The sequence below is a fragment of the Roseovarius sp. THAF8 genome, from assembly GCF_009363735.1.
Classification (GTDB): Bacteria; Pseudomonadota; Alphaproteobacteria; order Rhodobacterales; family Rhodobacteraceae; genus Roseovarius.
Genome location: NZ_CP045410.1, coordinates 3,853,904 through 3,871,451, shown reverse-complemented (window position 1 = coordinate 3,871,451; position 17,548 = coordinate 3,853,904). Strand labels below are relative to the sequence as shown.

20 protein-coding genes are annotated in these 17,548 nt (G+C 66.0%); 13 read left to right on the top strand and 7 right to left on the bottom strand.

All coding sequences use genetic code 11. From position 1 onward, the window contains the following. Positions 1 to 87 precede the first annotated feature (87 nt). Positions 88 to 558 (top strand): pyridoxamine 5'-phosphate oxidase family protein, encoded by a 471-nt coding sequence (locus tag FIU85_RS18980; RefSeq protein ID WP_152498005.1) that lies wholly within the window; start codon positions 88 to 90, stop codon positions 556 to 558. Next, entirely contained in the window at positions 558 to 1,025 is a 468-nt protein-coding gene (locus FIU85_RS18975) for a CreA family protein (protein ID WP_152498004.1), read from the top strand. Before FIU85_RS18980 ends, FIU85_RS18975 begins: the two co-directional genes overlap by 1 nt. 169 nt (positions 1,026 to 1,194) lie before the next feature. Here the strand turns inward: FIU85_RS18975 and FIU85_RS18970 are convergent, their stop codons facing one another. Then, positions 1,195 to 2,394, bottom strand: coding sequence for a DegT/DnrJ/EryC1/StrS aminotransferase family protein (locus FIU85_RS18970; protein ID WP_152498003.1), 1,200 nt, complete (start codon positions 2,392 to 2,394; stop codon positions 1,195 to 1,197). Between the two features lie 85 nt (positions 2,395 to 2,479). Further along, complete coding sequence (locus FIU85_RS18965) at positions 2,480 to 3,157, bottom strand: HAD-IA family hydrolase (protein WP_152492865.1); 678 nt, start codon at positions 3,155 to 3,157, stop codon at positions 2,480 to 2,482. A 147-nt stretch (positions 3,158 to 3,304) separates the two neighbouring features. Here FIU85_RS18965 and glmU point away from each other — a divergent pair, with 147 nt between their 5' ends. From glmU to FIU85_RS18950, 3 genes are read left to right on the top strand one after another with little or no spacing between them, the layout of a single operon-like run. Next, positions 3,305 to 4,660 (top strand): bifunctional UDP-N-acetylglucosamine diphosphorylase/glucosamine-1-phosphate N-acetyltransferase GlmU, encoded by a 1,356-nt coding sequence (gene glmU, locus FIU85_RS18960; protein WP_152498002.1) that lies wholly within the window; start codon positions 3,305 to 3,307, stop codon positions 4,658 to 4,660. Continuing rightward, a complete protein-coding gene (glmS, locus tag FIU85_RS18955) occupies positions 4,660 to 6,483 on the top strand; it encodes a glutamine--fructose-6-phosphate transaminase (isomerizing) (RefSeq protein WP_152498001.1) in 1,824 nt (607 codons plus the stop codon). The genes glmU and glmS overlap by 1 nt, the downstream gene beginning before the upstream one ends. Continuing rightward, positions 6,480 to 7,154: a DNA alkylation repair protein gene (locus FIU85_RS18950; RefSeq protein WP_152498000.1), complete on the top strand. Its 675-nt coding sequence runs from the start codon at positions 6,480 to 6,482 to the stop codon at positions 7,152 to 7,154. Before glmS ends, FIU85_RS18950 begins: the two co-directional genes overlap by 4 nt. Before the next feature lie 2 nt (positions 7,155 to 7,156). On the opposite strand, the gene FIU85_RS18945 is transcribed toward FIU85_RS18950, so the two are convergent. Beyond that, positions 7,157 to 7,654, bottom strand: coding sequence for a hypothetical protein (locus FIU85_RS18945; protein WP_254702951.1), 498 nt, complete (start codon positions 7,652 to 7,654; stop codon positions 7,157 to 7,159). A gap of 86 nt (positions 7,655 to 7,740) precedes the next feature. Here FIU85_RS18945 and moaA point away from each other — a divergent pair, with 86 nt between their 5' ends. The 5 genes from moaA (at position 7,741) to FIU85_RS18920 (ending at position 12,332) form a co-directional block, all read left to right on the top strand. Beyond that, entirely contained in the window at positions 7,741 to 8,748 is a 1,008-nt protein-coding gene (gene moaA / locus FIU85_RS18940) for a GTP 3',8-cyclase MoaA (RefSeq protein WP_152497999.1), read from the top strand. After that, positions 8,748 to 10,034, top strand: a complete 1,287-nt coding sequence (locus FIU85_RS18935; protein WP_152497998.1) for a 3-deoxy-D-manno-octulosonic acid transferase — start codon at positions 8,748 to 8,750, stop codon at positions 10,032 to 10,034. Before moaA ends, FIU85_RS18935 begins: the two co-directional genes overlap by 1 nt. Before the next feature lie 34 nt (positions 10,035 to 10,068). Next, on the top strand, positions 10,069 to 11,109 hold the full coding sequence (locus FIU85_RS18930) for a glycosyltransferase family 4 protein (protein ID WP_152497997.1): 1,041 nt from the start codon (positions 10,069 to 10,071) through the stop codon (positions 11,107 to 11,109). A 79-nt stretch (positions 11,110 to 11,188) separates the two neighbouring features. After that, positions 11,189 to 11,602, top strand: coding sequence for a DUF4177 domain-containing protein (locus tag FIU85_RS18925; RefSeq protein ID WP_254702950.1), 414 nt, complete (start codon positions 11,189 to 11,191; stop codon positions 11,600 to 11,602). A 106-nt stretch (positions 11,603 to 11,708) separates the two neighbouring features. Next, on the top strand, positions 11,709 to 12,332 hold the full coding sequence (locus tag FIU85_RS18920; protein ID WP_152492872.1) for a DnaJ domain-containing protein: 624 nt from the start codon (positions 11,709 to 11,711) through the stop codon (positions 12,330 to 12,332). A 79-nt stretch (positions 12,333 to 12,411) separates the two neighbouring features. On the opposite strand, the gene msrB is transcribed toward FIU85_RS18920, so the two are convergent. From msrB to FIU85_RS18900, 4 genes are all read right to left on the bottom strand, one after another. Beyond that, the gene (gene msrB / locus FIU85_RS18915) at positions 12,412 to 12,882 is read right to left on the bottom strand and encodes a peptide-methionine (R)-S-oxide reductase MsrB (protein WP_152492873.1); all 471 of its coding nucleotides are present in this window, start codon (positions 12,880 to 12,882) and stop codon (positions 12,412 to 12,414) included. Between the two features lie 72 nt (positions 12,883 to 12,954). Further along, complete coding sequence (locus FIU85_RS18910) at positions 12,955 to 13,491, bottom strand: fasciclin domain-containing protein (protein ID WP_254702949.1); 537 nt, start codon at positions 13,489 to 13,491, stop codon at positions 12,955 to 12,957. A gap of 124 nt (positions 13,492 to 13,615) precedes the next feature. After that, entirely contained in the window at positions 13,616 to 14,311 is a 696-nt protein-coding gene (locus FIU85_RS18905; RefSeq protein WP_152497995.1) for an anti-sigma factor, read from the bottom strand. Next, positions 14,308 to 14,856 (bottom strand): sigma-70 family RNA polymerase sigma factor, encoded by a 549-nt coding sequence (locus FIU85_RS18900; RefSeq protein ID WP_152492876.1) that lies wholly within the window; start codon positions 14,854 to 14,856, stop codon positions 14,308 to 14,310. The genes FIU85_RS18905 and FIU85_RS18900 overlap by 4 nt, the downstream gene beginning before the upstream one ends. A 141-nt stretch (positions 14,857 to 14,997) precedes the next feature. On the opposite strand from FIU85_RS18900, the gene cobS reads away from it, so the two are divergent. From cobS to FIU85_RS18885, 3 genes are read left to right on the top strand one after another with little or no spacing between them, the layout of a single operon-like run. Then, entirely contained in the window at positions 14,998 to 15,984 is a 987-nt protein-coding gene (gene cobS / locus FIU85_RS18895) for a cobaltochelatase subunit CobS (RefSeq protein WP_057789947.1), read from the top strand. After that, positions 15,984 to 16,292 (top strand): hypothetical protein, encoded by a 309-nt coding sequence (locus tag FIU85_RS18890; protein ID WP_152497994.1) that lies wholly within the window; start codon positions 15,984 to 15,986, stop codon positions 16,290 to 16,292. Before cobS ends, FIU85_RS18890 begins: the two co-directional genes overlap by 1 nt. 4 nt (positions 16,293 to 16,296) lie before the next feature. Further along, a complete protein-coding gene (locus FIU85_RS18885; protein WP_152497993.1) occupies positions 16,297 to 17,532 on the top strand; it encodes a lytic transglycosylase domain-containing protein in 1,236 nt (411 codons plus the stop codon). Positions 17,533 to 17,548: the final 16 nt, after the last annotated feature.

Below are 17,548 nucleotides of genomic sequence, written 5' to 3'. Positions count from 1 at the left end.
CGTCAATCCCGCGCACCTCGCCGGAACCGATTCCGCGCACCACGGGTTGGCCCCCAGACACCATCAGCATAACAAAGGAGTCATCCAATGTCCGATGATCTGAGAGAAACCCTGTGGAAGCGCCTCGACAAGCTGCAGGCCGGCATGTTGTCCACCGCCAGCGCCCCGCCGCGCCCCATGGCGCCCACCATCACGGATGACGACAACGCCATCTGGTTCATCACCGCCAAGGGCACCGACATCGCCGATGCGGCGGCCAAGGGCGAGACCTGCAAATTCATCGCGGCCTGTCCCAGCGCGCATCTCTACGCCGATATCGACGGCGCGCTGTCGGTCGAGACCAGCGAGGCCAAGCTCGACGAGATCTGGTCGCCCATGGCCGCCGTCTGGTTCGACGAGGGCCGCCAGGACGACGACATCGTGCTCGTGTCGATGCGCCCCAAGAAGGCGGCCGTCTGGGCCACCGATGGCGACGCCAAGTCGCTTTTCGAGTTCGCCCGCGCCTCGATCAGCAACGACACGCCCGACGTGGGCGAGCACGGCACGGTCACGTTCTGATGCGCCGCGCAGGTTTCGGGGCCGCCGCGCTGGCGGCCCTCATGGTCTCGCCCGCCAGTGCAGAGCAGGTGGGCGAGATCGGCGTCGACTGGGCCGGCAACGACATCATCGTCGAGGCGATCGAGGATCCCGATGTGCAGGGCGTCACCTGCCACCTTGCCTATTTCGAGCGCGGCTTCATCGACCGGCTGGCCAATGGCAACTGGTTCGAGGACCCCTCGAACAGCGCCATCGAATGCCAGCAGACCGGCCCCATCACCCTGGGCGACATCGACCGCTCCGAGGATGGCGAGGACGTGTTTCGCGCCAGCCGCTCGATCATCTTCAAGACGCTGCGCGTGAAACGCATCTATGATGCCGACCGCAACACGCTGGTCTACATCTCGCACGGGCGCGAACTGTCGCAAGGCTCGGCCAAGGTCTCGATCTCCACCGTCCCGATTCCCGACGAAACGCCCAACGACTGACCCGCCGAAACGCGTCAGCCCGCGAGGGCCTCAGCGTGCGGTCCGTTAACCGCCGCACGCTCCATAAACCGGGCAGGTCGCGGAAAACCGCACCGTCGGCGGACCACCCAAATACCGACGCGATACCGACGTGCCATTTCGGCTCCTGAGTCGCCGTTAACCCGGTGTCTCAGGTCGATCCGGCCTGCTGCACCGCGCCCACTTCCGCCCGGATGATCCGCGCGATCAGCGCGCAATCTTCCAAGGTGAAGGTCAGCGGCAGGCGCATGTCCAGAATGCCCTTCAGCACCCGGTCGCTGGCGGGCATCGGCGCGCTCGGCGCATAGCGCCAGCTGTCATAGCGGCTGGTGAACCCCACCGGCTCGGCGCCCCCGAACCACTTCAACTCGACGCCGCGTTTCCCGCACCGCGCCACCACCTCCGCGATGGCCCCGTTGCTCCAGTCCAGCAGCAGGAACTGGATCGACGAGCCCACATAGGTCTCCGCCTCGGGCCGCTCCACCACCCTCAGGCCGGGCGTGCCGCGCAGCCCCTCCTCGACCACCCGGTAGCGCGCATTCCACTTGGCGCATTGCGCGTCCAACGCCTTGAGTTGCGGGCGTAAAATCGCCGCGCGCAGGTGGTCCATCCGCCCCGAGACATTGGGCGTCTGGTACTTGATCTTCTCGAATTCCTCTTCCGGCGGCACCGTCCCGTGCCGGCCATAGAGCATGTAGGACCCCGACAGCATCGCCGTCTTCGCCATGACGCCCGGATCATCCGTGACCAGCAGGCCGCCCTCGCCCGAATTCATGTGCTTGTAGGTCTGCGTCGAATAGCAGCCAATGAGGCCATGCCGCCCCGACGGCACCCCGTTCCACGCCGCCCCCATCGTGTGGGCGCAATCCTCGATTATGGTCAGCCCGTGGTCGCTGGCGATCTCCACCAGCCGGTCCATGTCGCACAGGTGCCCGCGCATGTGGCTCAGCATCAGGATGCGCGCCGCGCCCGCCTTGTTAACCAGATCTTCAAGGTCGATGGTCAGGCTTTCCGTCACGCCGACGAACACCGGCACCGCACCGACGCTGGCAATCGCCCCCGGCACCGGCGCGAGGGTGAAAGCATTCGTTAACACCTTTTCGCCAGGCTGCACGTCCAGCGCCCGCAATGCCGTGGCCATCGCATAGCCGCCCGAGGCGACGGCCAGCGCGTATTTCGCGCCCGTATAGGCCGCGAATTCCTGCTCCAGCAGGCCCACTTCGCCCACCTCTCCGGGCGACAGGTTATAGCGATGCAGCCGCCCGCTCTGCATCACCTCCATCGCGGCGCGAATCCCCTCCTCGGGGATCGGCTCCTGCTGGGTGAAACTGCGTGTGAAAACCTCGGTCATGGGCTTTTATTGCGGCCCCGCGCGACGCAGGTCAATCTCGAAGCGCCTGTCGAAAAGCGGCATTTCGCTTTCCCGAAACCGGGTTTCAGCCGAAAAGCCTCTGCACTACGCCCTGCAACTCGTCGAAATGGTCGATCGTCGCGTCGGGCTCCAGCACCCGCACATCGTCGCCCCCGGGCCCGAACGTCACCAGCACCGACGGCACCCCCGCCGCCCGCGACGTCTCGCGGTCCGTCACCGTGTCCCCCACCAGCAGGCAGCGGCCAGGATCGCCCCCCACCCGCCGCACAACCTCGCGCAGCGGCTCGGCGTCGGGCTTGCGCACCGCCAGCGTATCGGCCCCCACCAACGCGCCGAACCTGTCCAGCACGCCCAGCGAGGTCATCAGCTGCAGCGCCAGCTTTTCGGGCTTGTTGGTGCAGATCGCCACCGGGTGCCCGGCCAGCCGCAGATTCTCCACCGCGTCCATCGCTCCTGGATAGAACACCGTGTGCGTGTCGATCGCCTCTCCGTAAGCCTTTAGAAGGATTGGATATTGCCGGTCGATCTCGGCCACGTCATCCGCCCGGCCCAGCCGCGTCATGCCAAGCGTCAGCATCGCCCGCCCGCCGCGCAGCGCCGTACCGGCATCCGCCACCGGGTCCAGCAGATCGCCCTCGCCCATCCCCCGGAAACAGGCATTGGCGGCGGCGATAAGATCCCCGCTCGTATCCGCCAGCGTCCCGTCCAGATCGAAGACCACCGTGCCAGGCCGATCACCCATTCCGCATTCCCCTCTTGTCATTGTGCAACGCTCAGCACATTTCCGCCCGTGCCTGTCACATCCCGCAATCATCTTTGATACGGCCCAGCCTTGCACGGCTTGCGCAACCGGATAAAACGGGCGCGTCAGGAAGGAAAGAGAAACCCTATGAGCATAAGCCTGATCGTTCTGGCCGCGGGCCAGGGCACCCGCATGAATTCGGACCTGCCCAAGGTGCTGCACCAGATCGCCGGCGCGCCGATGCTGGTCCATGCCCTGCGGGCCGGCGCGGCGCTCTCGCCCGACCGCACGGTGGTGGTCACCGGCCACGGGTCCAAGGCTGTCGCGGCGGCGGCGCAGGACCATGATCCCGACATCCAGACCGTCCACCAGGCCACGCAGGACGGCACCGGCCACGCCGTGGCCCAGGCCGAACCCGCGCTTGCAGGCTACGAGGGCGACGCCATCGTGCTCTACGCCGATACCCCCTTCATCTCCGAGGACACGCTCGGCCGCATGGTCGCGGCCCGGGCGCAGCATGACGTCGTCGTGCTGGGCTTCGAACCCGCCGATCCCGGCCGCTATGGCCGTCTGGTCATGTCCGGCGACACCCTTGAAAAGATTGTCGAATTCAAGGATGCGGACGAGACGACCCGCGCCATCACCTTCTGCAATTCCGGCGTCATCGCCGCCTCCGCGCCCGTCCTCTTCGACCTCATCCGCGCCGTCACCAACGACAACGCGGCGGGCGAATACTACCTGACCGACATCGTCGCCATCGCCCGTGACCGGGGCCTTTCCGCCACCGCCATCGCCTGCCCCGAGGCAGAGACGATGGGCATCAACTCCCGCGCCGAACTGGCCGTGGCCGAGGCCGCCTTCCAGGCCCGCGCCCGCGCTACGGCGCTTGACGACGGCATCACTCTGACGGCCCCCGAGACCGTCCATTTCGCCTATGACACCGTGCTGGGCCGCGACACCATCGTGGAGCCCAACGTCGTCTTCGGCCCCGGCGTCACCGTCGAATCCGGCGCGCATATCAAGGCGTTCTCGCATCTCGAAGGCTGCCACGTCTCGCGCGGCGCGGTGGTCGGCCCCTATGCCCGCCTGCGCCCCGGCGCGGAACTGGCCGAGGACACCCGCATCGGCAATTTCGTCGAGGTCAAGAACGCCCTCATCGGCGAAGGCGCCAAGGTCAATCACCTCAGCTATATCGGCGACGCCTCGGTGGGCGAGGCCAGCAATATCGGCGCGGGCACGATCACCTGCAACTATGACGGGGTGATGAAGCACCGCACCGAGATCGGTGCCCGGGTCTTCGTGGGGTCCAACACCATGCTGGTCGCCCCCGTCAAGCTAGGCGACGAATCGATGACAGGCTCCGGCTCGGTCATCACCAGCGACGTGCCCGACGGCGCTCTCGCCATCGCCCGCAGCCCGCAGATCAACAAACCGGGCATGGCGCGCAAATTGTTCGAAATGCTAAAGTCCAAGAAGGCCAAGCAAGCGAAAGAGGCAGGATAATGTGTGGAATTGTAGGGGTCCTCGGCAAACACGAAGCCGCGCCCATCCTCGTCGAGGCGCTCAAACGGCTCGAATATCGCGGCTATGACAGCGCCGGGATCGCCACGATCAACGGCAAGCAGCTCGACCGCCGCCGCGCCGTCGGCAAGCTGGTGAACCTGTCGGACCTCTTGGTGCACGAGCCCCTGCGCGGCAAGTCCGGCATCGGCCACACCCGCTGGGCCACCCACGGCGCGCCCAACACCGTCAACGCCCACCCGCACAAAGCGGGGCCCGTGGCCGTGGTGCATAACGGCATCATCGAGAATTTCCGCGAGCTGCGCAGCGAACTGGCCGCCGCAGGGCTGGCGCACGAAACCGACACCGACACCGAGACCGTAGCGATGCTGGTCCATCACCTGATGCAGCAGGGCCAGACCCCCGTCGAGGCCGCCAAATCCGCCATCGCCCGGCTGGAAGGCGCCTACGCGCTCGGCTTTCTCTTCGATGGCGAGGACGACCTGATCGTCGCCGCCCGCAAGGGCAGCCCGCTGGCCATCGGCCACGGCGACGGAGAGATGTACGTGGGCTCCGACGCCATCGCGCTCGCCCCCCTCACCGACCGGATCACGTACCTGGAGGAAGGCGACATCGCCGTCGTCACCCGCGCCACGCTCGACATCATCGACGCCCACGGCAACCGCGCCAACCGCGCCGTCCGCACCATCGCCATCGACAGCACCCATGTCGACAAGGGCGGGCACAAGCACTTCATGGCCAAGGAAATCGCCGAACAGCCCAGCGTCATCGGCGACACCCTGCGCCATTATTTGTCCGAAGCCGGAAGCGGCCTGACGCTGCCCCAGCCGGAACTGGACTTCACCCAATATGACCGCCTGACGCTGGTCGCCTGCGGCACCGCCTATTACGCCTGCCTGACCGCGAAATACTGGTTCGAGCAACTGGCCGGTCTGCCGGTCGACGTCGATATCGCGTCCGAATTCCGCTACCGCGAACCGCCCGTGCCCGCCAGAACCGCCGCAATCTTCGTCAGCCAGTCGGGCGAAACCGCCGACACGCTCGCCGCCTTGCGCTACTGCGAAGGACGCGCGGCGAAGATCCTGTCGATCATCAACGTCCCTGAAAGCTCAATCGCCCGCGAAAGCGACCTCGCCCTTCCGATCCATGCCGGCGTCGAGATCGGCGTGGCTTCCACCAAGGCCTTCACCTGCCAGTTGACCGTGCTTCTGCTGATGGCTCTCAAGGCCGCCTCCGACCGCGAAACGCTCGGCCCTGCGCGCATCTCGGACCTGCTGTCGCACCTGCGCGGCCTGCCCTCGACCATCAACAACACGCTGGAACTGAACGAGGATTTCCGCAAGGCCGCGAACCGGCTGTCGAGCGCCGAGAACGCGCTTTTCCTGGGGCGCGGCATGATGTACCCGCTGGCCCTCGAAGGCGCGCTGAAGCTCAAGGAAATCAGCTATATTCACGCCGAGGCCTATGCATCGGGCGAATTGAAGCACGGCCCCATCGCACTGATTGACGAAAAGATGCCGGTTATCGTCATGGCCCCGCGCGACGCCCTCTTCGACAAGACCGTGTCCAACATGCAAGAGGTCATGGCCCGCGGCGGCAAGGTGATGTTGATCACCGACGCCCCCGGTGCCGCCGCCGCGTCCGACAACACTTGGATGACCCTGACCCTGCCGCAGGTCGACCCTGTCCTGTCGCCCATCCTCTATGCCGTCCCGGCGCAGCTTCTGGCCTACCACACCGCCGTCGCCAAGGGCACCGACGTGGACCAGCCCCGCAACCTCGCCAAATCCGTGACCGTGGAATGACGCTGGACGACGCCCTCGACCGGCTCCGCGCCCAGGCCGAACCCGGCCGGGCGCAGGGGATGGCGGACTATCACAAGGTCCCGCGCGACTATCTCGGCGTGCCCAACCCGGCGATCAACGACCTCACGACCGAATGGCGCCGCGCCCTGAGCGTCGAGGAGCGTGTCGCCCTGGCCGACGCGCTCTGGCGCACGAACATCTTCGAGGCCCGCATTGCCGCCGCCAAGCTGCTGACCCAGGCCCGGATCACGCCCGACGATGCGGTATGGGCACTGATCACCGCGTGGCTGCCCGATCTCGACAGCTGGGCCATCGCCGATCACGCCATGATGGCCGGACAAAAGCGACTGATGGCCGATCTTTCCCGCATGGACGAGGTCGAGATCTGGACAAGGTTCGAAAGCCACTGGATCCGCCGCGCCGCCATGGTCGTGACCCTGCCTCTGGCCAAGCTGAACACCCTCAAACCCTCACAGTCCGCCGCCCGCGAACGCGTGTTGGGCTGGGCCGCCGGTTACGTCCAGGACACCGAGTGGTTCATCCAAAAATCCGTCGCCTGGTGGCTGCGCGACCTGTCGAAACATGACCCGGACCGCGTGCGCGCTTTCATGGCCGAGAACGGTCGCCACATGAAGCCGTTCGCCCGCAAGGAAGCCGAAAAACTTCTGTAGAATCAGCCGCCTGTCGCGAAAACCCGCACCTCGGGCAAACCCGTCAGGTCCGCCTCCAAGAGCCGCATCGCCGCCAGCGACAACTGGCTGCCCGAGCCCGGTTCGGCGTCCAGCGGAATGAGGTCCACCGCCACCGTCGTGCCCTTCGCGGGGTATTCCACCCGGCCCTTGCCGGGGCTGTCGACCAGCGGCGTCTTCATCCAGATGCCGGGATCCGCCGCGGCTCCCAGCGACGCGACAGTAATCCCGAGATCGCGGACGCCACCGCCGCTCTGCGCAGCTTGCACCGCTGCCGCACGCTCTTCCTCGGTGGTCGTGTCGAACTCGTCGGCGGTCTGCGCGTTGGCCGGCGGCGCGATGCCCGCGGTCTGCGCCTCGGCCTCGGCTTCAGCGCTCTCGGGTGCGGGATCGGGCGGCGGCGCCTGCTGCTGCATGGTGGGCAACATATCACAGGCCGAAAGGCCGAACGTACTGGCGACAAGGCAGACAAATCGTTTCATACGGTCACCTTATGGCCCTTGCGCCCGGGCTTCAATTGCCAAGATGCCCCTTGCCGTTTATCGGCGGGTTGCATACGTTCTGCCCCATGACCGCACCTTTGATAGACCCGTTCCAGCGCGCGATCTCCTACCTGCGCGTCTCCGTCACCGACCGCTGCGATTTCCGCTGCGTCTACTGCATGTCGGAGAACATGACCTTCCTGCCCAAGAAGGAATTGCTGACGCTGGAAGAGCTGGACCGCATGTGCTCGACCTTCGTGCGCCTGGGCGTGGAAAAGCTGCGGATCACCGGCGGCGAACCGCTGGTACGGCGCAACATCATGCATTTCTTCCACGGCATGAAGCGGCATCTCGACAGCGGCGATCTCAAGGAACTTACGCTCACCACCAACGGCTCGCAACTCGCCCGGTTCAGCGAAGACCTCTATGCCGCGGGCGTCCGCCGGGTGAACGTGTCGCTCGACACGCTCGACGAGAAGAAATTCGCCGACATCACCCGCTGGGGCCGCCTGCCGCAGGTGCTCAAGGGGATCGACGCCGCGCAAGCCGCCGGCCTGCGCATCAAGATCAACGTCGTCGCCCTCAAGGGCTTCAACGAGGACGAGCTTTTCGACATCGTCGCATGGTGCAAATCCCGCGACATGGACCTCACCTTCATCGAGGTCATGCCCATGGGCGATATCGGCAACGAGGACCGGCTGGACCAGTACTGGAAACTGTCCGACCTGCGCCGGACGCTGGCAGAGCAATACACCCTGACCGAACTTTCCGAACGCACCGGCGGCCCCGCCCGTTATGTGCGGCTGAAAGAAACCGGCCAAAAGATCGGCTTCATCACGCCGCTCACACATAATTTCTGCGAAAGCTGCAACCGCGTGCGCCTGACCTGCACCGGCGAGCTTTACATGTGCCTCGGCCAGGAAGACATGGCCGACCTGCGCGCGCCCCTGCGCAATTCGCCGAATGATGACGCCCCGCTCGAGACCGCCATCCGCGAGGCCATCACCCGCAAGCCCAAGGGTCACGATTTCGACTATTCCCGTCAGACCGTGGACGGGCGCATGTCCCGCCACATGAGCCACACCGGCGGCTGATGCCCCACACTGCCGCGCCCCTGCCCGTGCGCCTCTACGGCGTGGCGGCAAATCTGCTTGAGCGGCTGGCGTATCGCCGCGTCTCCGAAAACCTCTCCCGCCAAGGCATTCCGGCGAACCGCCTGCCCGAACGGCAGGGCCATGCCACCTCACCGCGCCCGCATGGCGAGCTCTTGTGGTTTCACGCCGCCTCGGTGGGCGAAAGCCTCTCGGTCCTGCGCCTGATCGAGCATCTGGGCCAGTCCCATCCTGACCTGTCGTTCCTCATAACCTCCGGCACCGCCACCTCGGCCCAGATCGTCGGCAAGCGCCTGCCGCCGCGCACCACGCACCAGTTCGCACCGCTGGATTCGCGCCGCGTCGTCACCCGCTTTCTCGACCATTGGCGCCCCTCGGCGGCGGTTTTCGTGGAAAGCGAGCTTTGGCCCCAGATGCTGCGGCTGACCCATGCCGCGAGCGTCCCGCTGGCGCTGGTCAACGCCCGCATCTCCGACAGATCGGCCCGCAACTGGAAACGCTTCCCCCGCACCGCGCGGCACCTGATGGACCATTTCCGCCTGATCCATTGTCAGGACGACCGCACCGCGCACCACCTCCGCGACCTCGGCCTTGCGCAGGCCGAACCGGGCCTCAACCTCAAGTCCGTCGCCGGCCCGCTCCCCTTCGACCGGGACGAGTTGCACCGGATGCAGAGCCTCATCGCCGGCCGCCCGGTCTGGCTCGCCGCCTCCACCCATCCGGGCGAGGACGAGGTGGTGCTCAACGCCCACCGCGCCATGACCGGGGGCGATGCCGACGCGCTCCTGATCCTCGTGCCGCGCCACCCCGAACGCGCTCACGATATCGAACGCCTGATCGCCGAGCACCGCTTCGAGGGCGCGCGCCGCTCCACCGGCATGACCATCACCGGGCAGACCCGCGTCTACCTTGCCGACACGCTGGGCGAGATGGGCCTCTGGTACGCGCTCAGCCCGCTCACCTGCGTCTGCGGCAGTTTTTCCGACGTCGGAGGCCACAACCCGTTCGAGCCCGCCCATGCCGGCTCTGCCGTGCTGCACGGGCCCCGCTATGCCAACTTCGCCGAGGCCTACGCCCAGATGCAGGCCGAGAACGCCTGCATCGAGGTGGCCGATGCGGATGACCTGAGCGCCAAGCTCACCACGTATCTCGACGATCCCGCCGCGCTCGACGCCCTGCGCGACCGCACCCGCGCCTTCGCTGCCAGCCAGGCCGGTGTCCTCGAAGACTTCGCCGCCACTCTTTCCAACGCGCTCGGCCTGCGCTAGCACCGTCCCCGAGCCCCAAGGAAAGCCGACCCGCGTGCCGGACCTCATCGTCACCAATTTCAACCGCAACTTCACCGGCGTGTCGTCCACCGCCGCCAGCGTGGTGCGCTGCCAGGTCGACCAATACGACCTCGCGCTTGCAGGCCACCCCCTGCCCGGCTGCCCCGCACCCATTACCAAAGCGCAGGCCGCCACCCTGTCCAGGACGCCACCACCGGGCCGCCCCTTCACCATCTGGCACGTCCGCCGCAACCCCGAAATGCGCGCCGCCCTCTGGGTCCGCGACGTGCTGCGCCGCCCCATCCGCATCGTCTTCACCTCCGCCGCCATCCGACGGCACTCGGCGTTCCCGCGTTGGCTGATCTCGCGAATGGACGCCGTCATCGCCACGACCGAGGCCGCCGCCGGTTTCGTCCCGCATGTCCGCGCCGTCGCCCCCCACGGCGTCGATACCGACCGCTTCACGCCCGCCCCCGACCGGGCCGCGGCCTGGGCCGACACCGGCTATCCCGGCACCCAGGGCGTGGCCACCATCGGCCGCATCCGCCCCGAGAAAGGCACCGACCGTTTCGTCGCCGCCATGCTGCGCCTTCTGCCTGACCACCCCGGCCTGACGGCCCTCATCATCGGCCGCGCGGCCAAGTCCGACCAGCCTTTCCTCGACAATCTCAAGGCGCAGATCTCCGCCGCCGGCCTCACCGACCGCATCCTCTTCCCGGGCGAGGTCGCCCCCGACGCCCTTCCCGCCCTCATGCGCTCGCTCTCTGCCGTAGTGCAACTGCCCCGCTACGAAGGCTACGGCATGACCCCGCTCGAGGGCATGGCCTCGGGCGTGCCTTTCGTCGCCACCGACACCGGCTACTACCGCAGCTTCTCCAGTCAGGACGAAACCGGCCTTATCGTGCCGGACGACCCGAATGATGCCGCGGATGCGCTCGCGTCCATCCTGTCGGACCCCGACCGCCACGCCACCATGTCCCGCGCCGCCCGCGATATCGCCTGCGCCCATTTCAGCGTCACACGAGAAGCCGAAGCAATCGCCCGCGTCTACGAGGAACTGTGGTCCGGCGCGTGACCGCTTGCCGCTTCGGTTTGATGTTGCACCCGAGCCTCAGGACGTTACGATGTCCTGCCAATTTTGAGAGGTGCACCCCGTGATCCAGAAATACGAGTACAAGGTCATCCCCGCCCCCGCCAAGGGCCGCAAGGGCCCGGGCATCAAGGGCGCCGAAGGCCGGTTCGCCCACGGGCTGGAAACCGCGATCAACGAACTGGCGCTCGAGGGCTGGGAATACCTGCGCGCCGACATCCTGCCCAGCGAGGAACGCCAGGGCCTGACCTCGTCGCAGACGGTCTATCGCAGCATGCTGGTCTTCCGCCGTCCGTTGGAACTGGAGGGCGTCGACAGCCCGCCGCCGCTGCCGTGGGACGACCACGAGGCGGAAGAGCTGGAAACCGCCGCCGAGACTGACGAAATCGAGGATAATCAGGACGATACCCCGGGTGACGACGCGGATGACGCGGACGGCGACGACACGCCGCGCCCCGATCTGCCGCCCCGGGACTGACGCGTGAAAAGAAGTTCGGGACCGCGCGGGTTTTTCCCGATCTTCCCTCTTCAATTTGCCGCGCAATCAAATAAACTCTTGGCCTCGAGTCGCAAAGGGAATGCCAATGGCTAAATCCGATCCGTTTGGTTTCGACATGTCCGTTTCGTCGGCGAAAAAGAAGAATCCGCGAGGCCGGCGGGGCATGTCCGGGGCATCCGAAACCTCGACCCGCATCTGCGACAAGGAGGGGTGCGACAAGCCGGGCGTCTACCGCGCGCCCAAGGCGCCGGATGTGCTCGACGATTACTACTGGTTCTGCCAGGAGCACGTGCGCGAGTACAACACCAAGTGGAACTTCTTCGACGGCACCACCGAGGCCGAGATGAACGCCCAGATGTCCTCGGACAAGGTGTGGGAGCGTAAGACCAAGGCGTTCAACGACCCCGAGGCCCGCGCCTGGGCGCGGCTGGGCATCGAGGACCCGCACCAGGTGCTGGGCGGCAACGCCACGCAGAACCCCGGCAAGAACCGCGGCGGCCAGCGCAAGCTGCCGCCCACCGAACGCCGCGCGATCGAGATCCTCGAGGCGAACGAACACGCCTCCAAGGCCGAGATCCGCAAGGCCTACAAGGCCCTGATCAAGGTGCTGCACCCCGATATCAACGGTGGTGACCGCAGCCAGGAAGAACAGCTGCAACAGGTTGTCTGGGCCTGGGACCAGATCAAGCAGAGCCGCAACTTCAAGTAGGTCTGAAAGAAAGAGCGCACCGGGTCACTCGTACCGTTCCGGGCCCTGAAACCACCCGGTGCGCGATCGGACCCGGAAATCAGGCGGCGCGGAATGTCAGGCTGACGCCGTTCAGGCAATGGCGTTTGCCCGTGGGCTGTGGCCCGTCATCGAAGATGTGCCCCAGATGGCTGCCACAGCGGCGGCAATGGCACTCGGTCCGCGTCGCGAACAGCGAATGATCCGGCTTGGTGCCGATGGCATTGTCCATCGCCTTCCAGAAACTGGGCCAGCCGGTCTTGCTGTCGTACTTGGTCTCGGACGAATAAAGCGGCAGGTCGCAGCCGCGGCAGTGGTAGATGCCCGGCTCGTAAAGCTTGTGCAGGGGGCTGGTAAAGGCCCGTTCGGTCGCCTCTTCGCGCATGACCTCGTATTCCAGGTCCGTGAGCATCTCGCGCCATTCCGCCTCTGTGCGCGTCACCTCGAACGATCCCGACGCGGCAAGACCCGGCATCGCGGTCAGGATGGTGCCACCCGACAAGGCGGAGAGAATGAAATCGCGTCTCTGCATGTTGACCTCCTGCATTTCGTCTCGGGGTGAAACGGGGGGCGCTTGCCCCCCGTTCCGCAGCTATCGGGGATGTTACTGCTTGGCCGGCAGCATCACGGTGTCGATCACGTGGATCACCCCGTTCGACTGCTCGACATCGGCGATCGTCACGTTGGCCACGCGGCCGCGTTCGTCTTCCAGCATGATCTTATCACCCTGATAGGTAGCCTTCAGCATGCAGCCGCCCACGGTCGGCACCATGTGCGCGCCGCCGTCATCGTCCACCATGCCCTTGATCGCCGTCGACATCGCGTCGGCCGACACCACGTGGCAGGTCAGGATTTCGGTCAACTGCTTCTTGGCGGCCGGCTGCAGCAGCGCCTCGACCGCGCCTTCGCGCAGCTCGCCAAAGGCGGCGTTGGTCGGTGCAAACACGGTGAACGGACCGTCGCCCGACAGCGTATCGACAAGGCCCGCAGCCTTGACGGCGGTCACCAGCGTCGTGTGATCGGCAGAGTTTACCGCGTTTTCAACGATATTCTTGTCGGCATACATCGCCGCACCGCCGACCATCGGATTGTCGGCATAGGCGACGCTCGCGGTTGCTGCGATTGCCGCGGCGGCGGTCATGGATTTCAGGTTAAACATATCTCTACTCCCTAAGTGAATACACACAAGCAAGGCTTTGTTGCCCAACTCACATGCAGCCACGGGAGCCGCGCGCCGAAAGTTTCAGCTATTTTTTGAAAATGTCTCAGACGTCTTCAAGCGGACCGGTGGCCAGGATATCGCCGGTCGGCGCGCCCGTGGGCGAACCGCCCTCGGGTTCGTCCGAAATCGCCAGGGTCGCGCCCTGCAACACCTCGATCTGCTCCGGCGTCATCGGCAGGCGGATGCGCTCGTTCTCCGGCAGCACGCCCAGCGACACCGGCGGGTTGTCCCCGGCGATCAGCCACATCTCGATATCGCGCTCGGGCCGGTCCTGCATTCCGCGCCGCTCGACATACATCTCTTGCGTCGTGGCGTCATAGCCCGCCGCAAGGATGATTTCTTCTTCACCGCTGGCCCGCAGGTCGGCATGATAGACCGGGTTCTCGGGCGGCTGCACGCCCGTCCCGGGCAGGTCCACCACGAAGAACAGCCCGACGACAAGCGCCGCCGCCGCCAGCCCCGCAAGGCCGAACCGCTCGAACAGGCCACGCCGCGCCGGGCGGGCCTCGCCGAACAGGCGCGCGTCCAGCGCCGCCTTGATACGCGCGGGGGGCGTTTCTTCGGGGATATCCTCGGCCAGAACGGCAAAATCCTCGGCCCATTGAGCGTAGAGCGCCCGCAATTCGGGCTCGGCAACAAGACGCGCCTCGAAGGCCGACGCCTCCGCAGCCGACAGCAGACCCAGCGCGTATTCACCCGCCAGGACCACGTCGTCGTCTTTTTCCGGCACCTCGCTCATCGCGACAGGCACTCCCTCAGTTTCAGCAGGCTGCGGCGCAGCCAGGTTCGCATCGTGTTCAGCGGCACGTCAAAGCGCGCCGCAAGATCGGCATAGGTCTCTCCGTCAAGGTAAGCCCCGCGCACGGCCTCGGCGCGGTCGGCTTCAAGCTCGTCAAAGCACCCGTCCAACCTTTCCCGCTCCGACGCCTGCACGGCTTGCGCCTCCGGCCCCGGTGCGGAATCGGGCATCGCTTCCGCCAGTCCCTCCGGCATCTGCTCGCCCGTCCCCTTGCGCTTGCGCAGCATGTCGATGGCTGCGTTCCGCGCGATCGTGATCAGCCATGTCATGGGGCTGAACCCGCCCGTGCTGTAGCGGTCGGCATTGCGCCAGATCTTCACGTAGACCTCCTGCAACACCTCCTCGGCTTCGGCCCGGTTATTCAACACACGCAGGATCACGCCGAATAGTTTCGCCGATGTCGCGGAATAAAGATCGGAAAACGCGTTCCTGTCCTTCAGGGCGCACCGACCGATAAGGTGTTCAATAGCGTCGAGGTCTTTCATGGAACGCGCATCCCTTTCGAAACCGAAACCTAGGGCAGGCACATGGCGAGTGCCAGTAATTCTTTCCCTTTCCCTTGCCCTTCCCGGCGATATGTTGCACGGAAGGGCGAACGAAAAAGCGACGATTGAAGGACAAGGCAGATGGCCGACGGGAACATGGATCACGACATGAAACCGACCGAGGAACTTTCGGTCCGCGATGTTTTCGGGATCGACACCGACATGGTCATCAAGGGCTTCGCCGACAAGACGGAACGCGTGCCCGATATCGACTCGACCTACAAGTTCGACCCCGACACGACGCTGGCGATCCTCGCCGGGTTCTCCCACAATCGCCGCGTCATGATCCAGGGCTATCACGGCACCGGCAAGTCGACCCATATCGAACAGGTCGCAGCGCGCCTCAACTGGCCCGCCGTGCGCGTCAACCTCGACAGCCATATCAGCCGGATCGACCTGATCGGCAAGGACGCGATCAAGCTGCGCGAAGGCGTTCAGGTGACCGAGTTCCACGAAGGCATCCTGCCCTGGGCGCTGCGCAACCCCGTCGCCATCGTGTTCGACGAATACGACGCGGGCCGCGCCGACGTGATGTTCGTCATCCAGCGCGTGCTGGAACATGACGGCAAGCTGACCCTGCTGGACCAGAACGAGATCATCACGCCCCACCCCTGCTTCCGCCTCTTTGCCACGGCCAACACCGTGGGCCTGGGCGATACGACCGGCCTTTACCACGGCGTGCAACAGATCAACCAGGCCCAGATGGACCGCTGGTCGCTCGTCGCCACGCTGAACTATCTCAGCCACGACGCCGAAACCGCCATCGTCATCGCCAAGACCCCCCAGATGAACACCGAGGCCGGGCGCAAGACGATCAGCCAGATGGTCACCGTCGCCGACCTCACCCGCACGGCCTTCATGAACGGCGACCTCTCGACGGTCATGAGCCCCCGGACGGTGATCAACTGGGCCCAGAACAGCCGCATCTTCCGCGACGTGGGCTATGCCTTCCGCCTCACGTTCCTCAACAAGTGCGACGAGTTGGAGCGTCAGACCGTGGCCGAATTCTACCAGCGCTGCTTCGACGAGGAACTGCCCGAAAGCGCGGCGAGCGTAAGTTTGGGGTGATGCAGACAGCCATTCGTCCCGGATTATCGCTCTCGCTTCCTGCGCGGGCGATGACCGTGGCGACTTGCCTCACCGTCCTTGCCGCCTGCCAACCCGACACCTCCCGAGTCGACAGCGCCGAAGAAGCCGCAGCCTCCACCTGTGCCTGCCCTGACCGCGCCTGCGCCCTACGCTCCGCCACCCCGATCACCGAGGGACGCGGCCTCTTGATGGAAGACTACGAGAACCTCCCCCAGGAAGAGATCGCCCGCTACGAAGCCGCAGTGGACCGCATCACCGACTGCCTCACCCGTTTCGAGAGAGGATGACCGCATGATCCGCCTTTTGTCCCGTCTCGCCCTGCTCCTTGCCCTGCTCACGACGCAGCCCGCCCTCGCACAGGACCGCGCCGCCATCGAGCGCCAATTCCAGTCTTGGCTACAGCAAGACATCTGGCCCGCCGCCCGGGCCAAGGGCGTCTCCCGCGCGACATTCGACAACGCGATGGGTGGCATCCGCCTCAACTGGGACCTGCCCGATCTCGTCCCGCCGGGGTCCGAGGCCACCACCCCCAAACGCCAGACCCAGTCCGAATTCGGCGCCCCGGGCCGCTATTTCCGCGGCGTTTCGGGGGATGCCGCCATCGGCCGCGATCTTGCCCGCCGCCACGCCGCCACTCTCGCCCGGATCGAGAAACAGACCGGCGTGCCGGGTCGCATCCTGCTCGGGATATGGGGCCGCGAAAGCGCCTATGGCCGGGCGAAGATTCCGCACAACGTGTTCGAGGTCCTGGGCACCAAGGGCTTCATGGCCACCCGCGCCCCCTATTTCCGCGAGGAACTGATCGCCGCCCTGCAAATCGCCGAGGCCGGCCACGCAAGCGGCCCCCTGCGCAGCTCCTGGGCCGGGGCGCTCGGCCAGCCGCAATTCATGCCGTCCAATTTCCTGCAATACGCCGCCGACGGCGATGGCGACGGGCGCGCCGATATCTGGGGATCGGTCCCCGACACGCTGGCCTCCATCGCCAACTACCTCGCCCGCCACGGCTGGGTCGCGGGCCGCGACTGGGGGTTCGAGGTCACCGTGCCGGCCTCCGTCTCCTGTTCGCTCGAAGGCCCCGACCAGGGCCGCCCCATTTCCGAGTGGGAGGCGATGGGCATCACCCGTGTCTCGGGCCGCCCCTTCCCCGACCACGAACGCAGCGGCGAGGGTTTCCTGATGATGCCCGCCGGGCGAAACGGTCCGGCCTTCGTGGTCACGCCCAATTTCTACGTGCTCAAGGACTACAACATGTCCGACCTCTACGCGCTTTACGTGGGCCATGTCGGTGATCGCATCCAGTACGGCGTCGACGATTTCTCCGCCCCCTGGGGCGCGGTGGGCAAGATGTACCGCTCCGATATCGCCGCCATGCAACGCAGCTTGGAGGGCATGGGCCACGACGTCGGCGGCGCCGACGGCCTGCCCGGCTTCAAGACCCGTCGCTCCATCGGCCGCTGGCAAGTGGCAACCGGCCGCGCCGCCACGTGTTTCCCCGAACCGGGCATGAAAGCGCAGCTGGTCCGCTAGGCGCCCCAAGAATTTT

Coding starts and splice junctions, on each gene's coding strand:
- FIU85_RS18980 (WP_152498005.1), top strand. CDS start 88: ATGTCCGATGATCTGAGAGAAACCCTGTGGAAGCGCCTCGACAAGCTG.
- FIU85_RS18975 (WP_152498004.1), top strand. CDS start 558: ATGCGCCGCGCAGGTTTCGGGGCCGCCGCGCTGGCGGCCCTCATGGTC.
- FIU85_RS18970 (WP_152498003.1), bottom strand. CDS start 2,394: ATGACCGAGGTTTTCACACGCAGTTTCACCCAGCAGGAGCCGATCCCC.
- FIU85_RS18965 (WP_152492865.1), bottom strand. CDS start 3,157: ATGGGTGATCGGCCTGGCACGGTGGTCTTCGATCTGGACGGGACGCTG.
- glmU (WP_152498002.1), top strand. CDS start 3,305: ATGAGCATAAGCCTGATCGTTCTGGCCGCGGGCCAGGGCACCCGCATG.
- glmS (WP_152498001.1), top strand. CDS start 4,660: ATGTGTGGAATTGTAGGGGTCCTCGGCAAACACGAAGCCGCGCCCATC.
- FIU85_RS18950 (WP_152498000.1), top strand. CDS start 6,480: ATGACGCTGGACGACGCCCTCGACCGGCTCCGCGCCCAGGCCGAACCC.
- FIU85_RS18945 (WP_254702951.1), bottom strand. CDS start 7,654: ATGAAACGATTTGTCTGCCTTGTCGCCAGTACGTTCGGCCTTTCGGCC.
- moaA (WP_152497999.1), top strand. CDS start 7,741: ATGACCGCACCTTTGATAGACCCGTTCCAGCGCGCGATCTCCTACCTG.
- FIU85_RS18935 (WP_152497998.1), top strand. CDS start 8,748: ATGCCCCACACTGCCGCGCCCCTGCCCGTGCGCCTCTACGGCGTGGCG.
- FIU85_RS18920 (WP_152492872.1), top strand. CDS start 11,709: ATGGCTAAATCCGATCCGTTTGGTTTCGACATGTCCGTTTCGTCGGCG.
- msrB (WP_152492873.1), bottom strand. CDS start 12,882: ATGCAGAGACGCGATTTCATTCTCTCCGCCTTGTCGGGTGGCACCATC.
- FIU85_RS18910 (WP_254702949.1), bottom strand. CDS start 13,491: ATGACCGCCGCCGCGGCAATCGCAGCAACCGCGAGCGTCGCCTATGCC.
- FIU85_RS18905 (WP_152497995.1), bottom strand. CDS start 14,311: ATGAGCGAGGTGCCGGAAAAAGACGACGACGTGGTCCTGGCGGGTGAA.
- FIU85_RS18900 (WP_152492876.1), bottom strand. CDS start 14,856: ATGAAAGACCTCGACGCTATTGAACACCTTATCGGTCGGTGCGCCCTG.
- cobS (WP_057789947.1), top strand. CDS start 14,998: ATGGCCGACGGGAACATGGATCACGACATGAAACCGACCGAGGAACTT.
- FIU85_RS18890 (WP_152497994.1), top strand. CDS start 15,984: ATGCAGACAGCCATTCGTCCCGGATTATCGCTCTCGCTTCCTGCGCGG.
- FIU85_RS18885 (WP_152497993.1), top strand. CDS start 16,297: ATGATCCGCCTTTTGTCCCGTCTCGCCCTGCTCCTTGCCCTGCTCACG.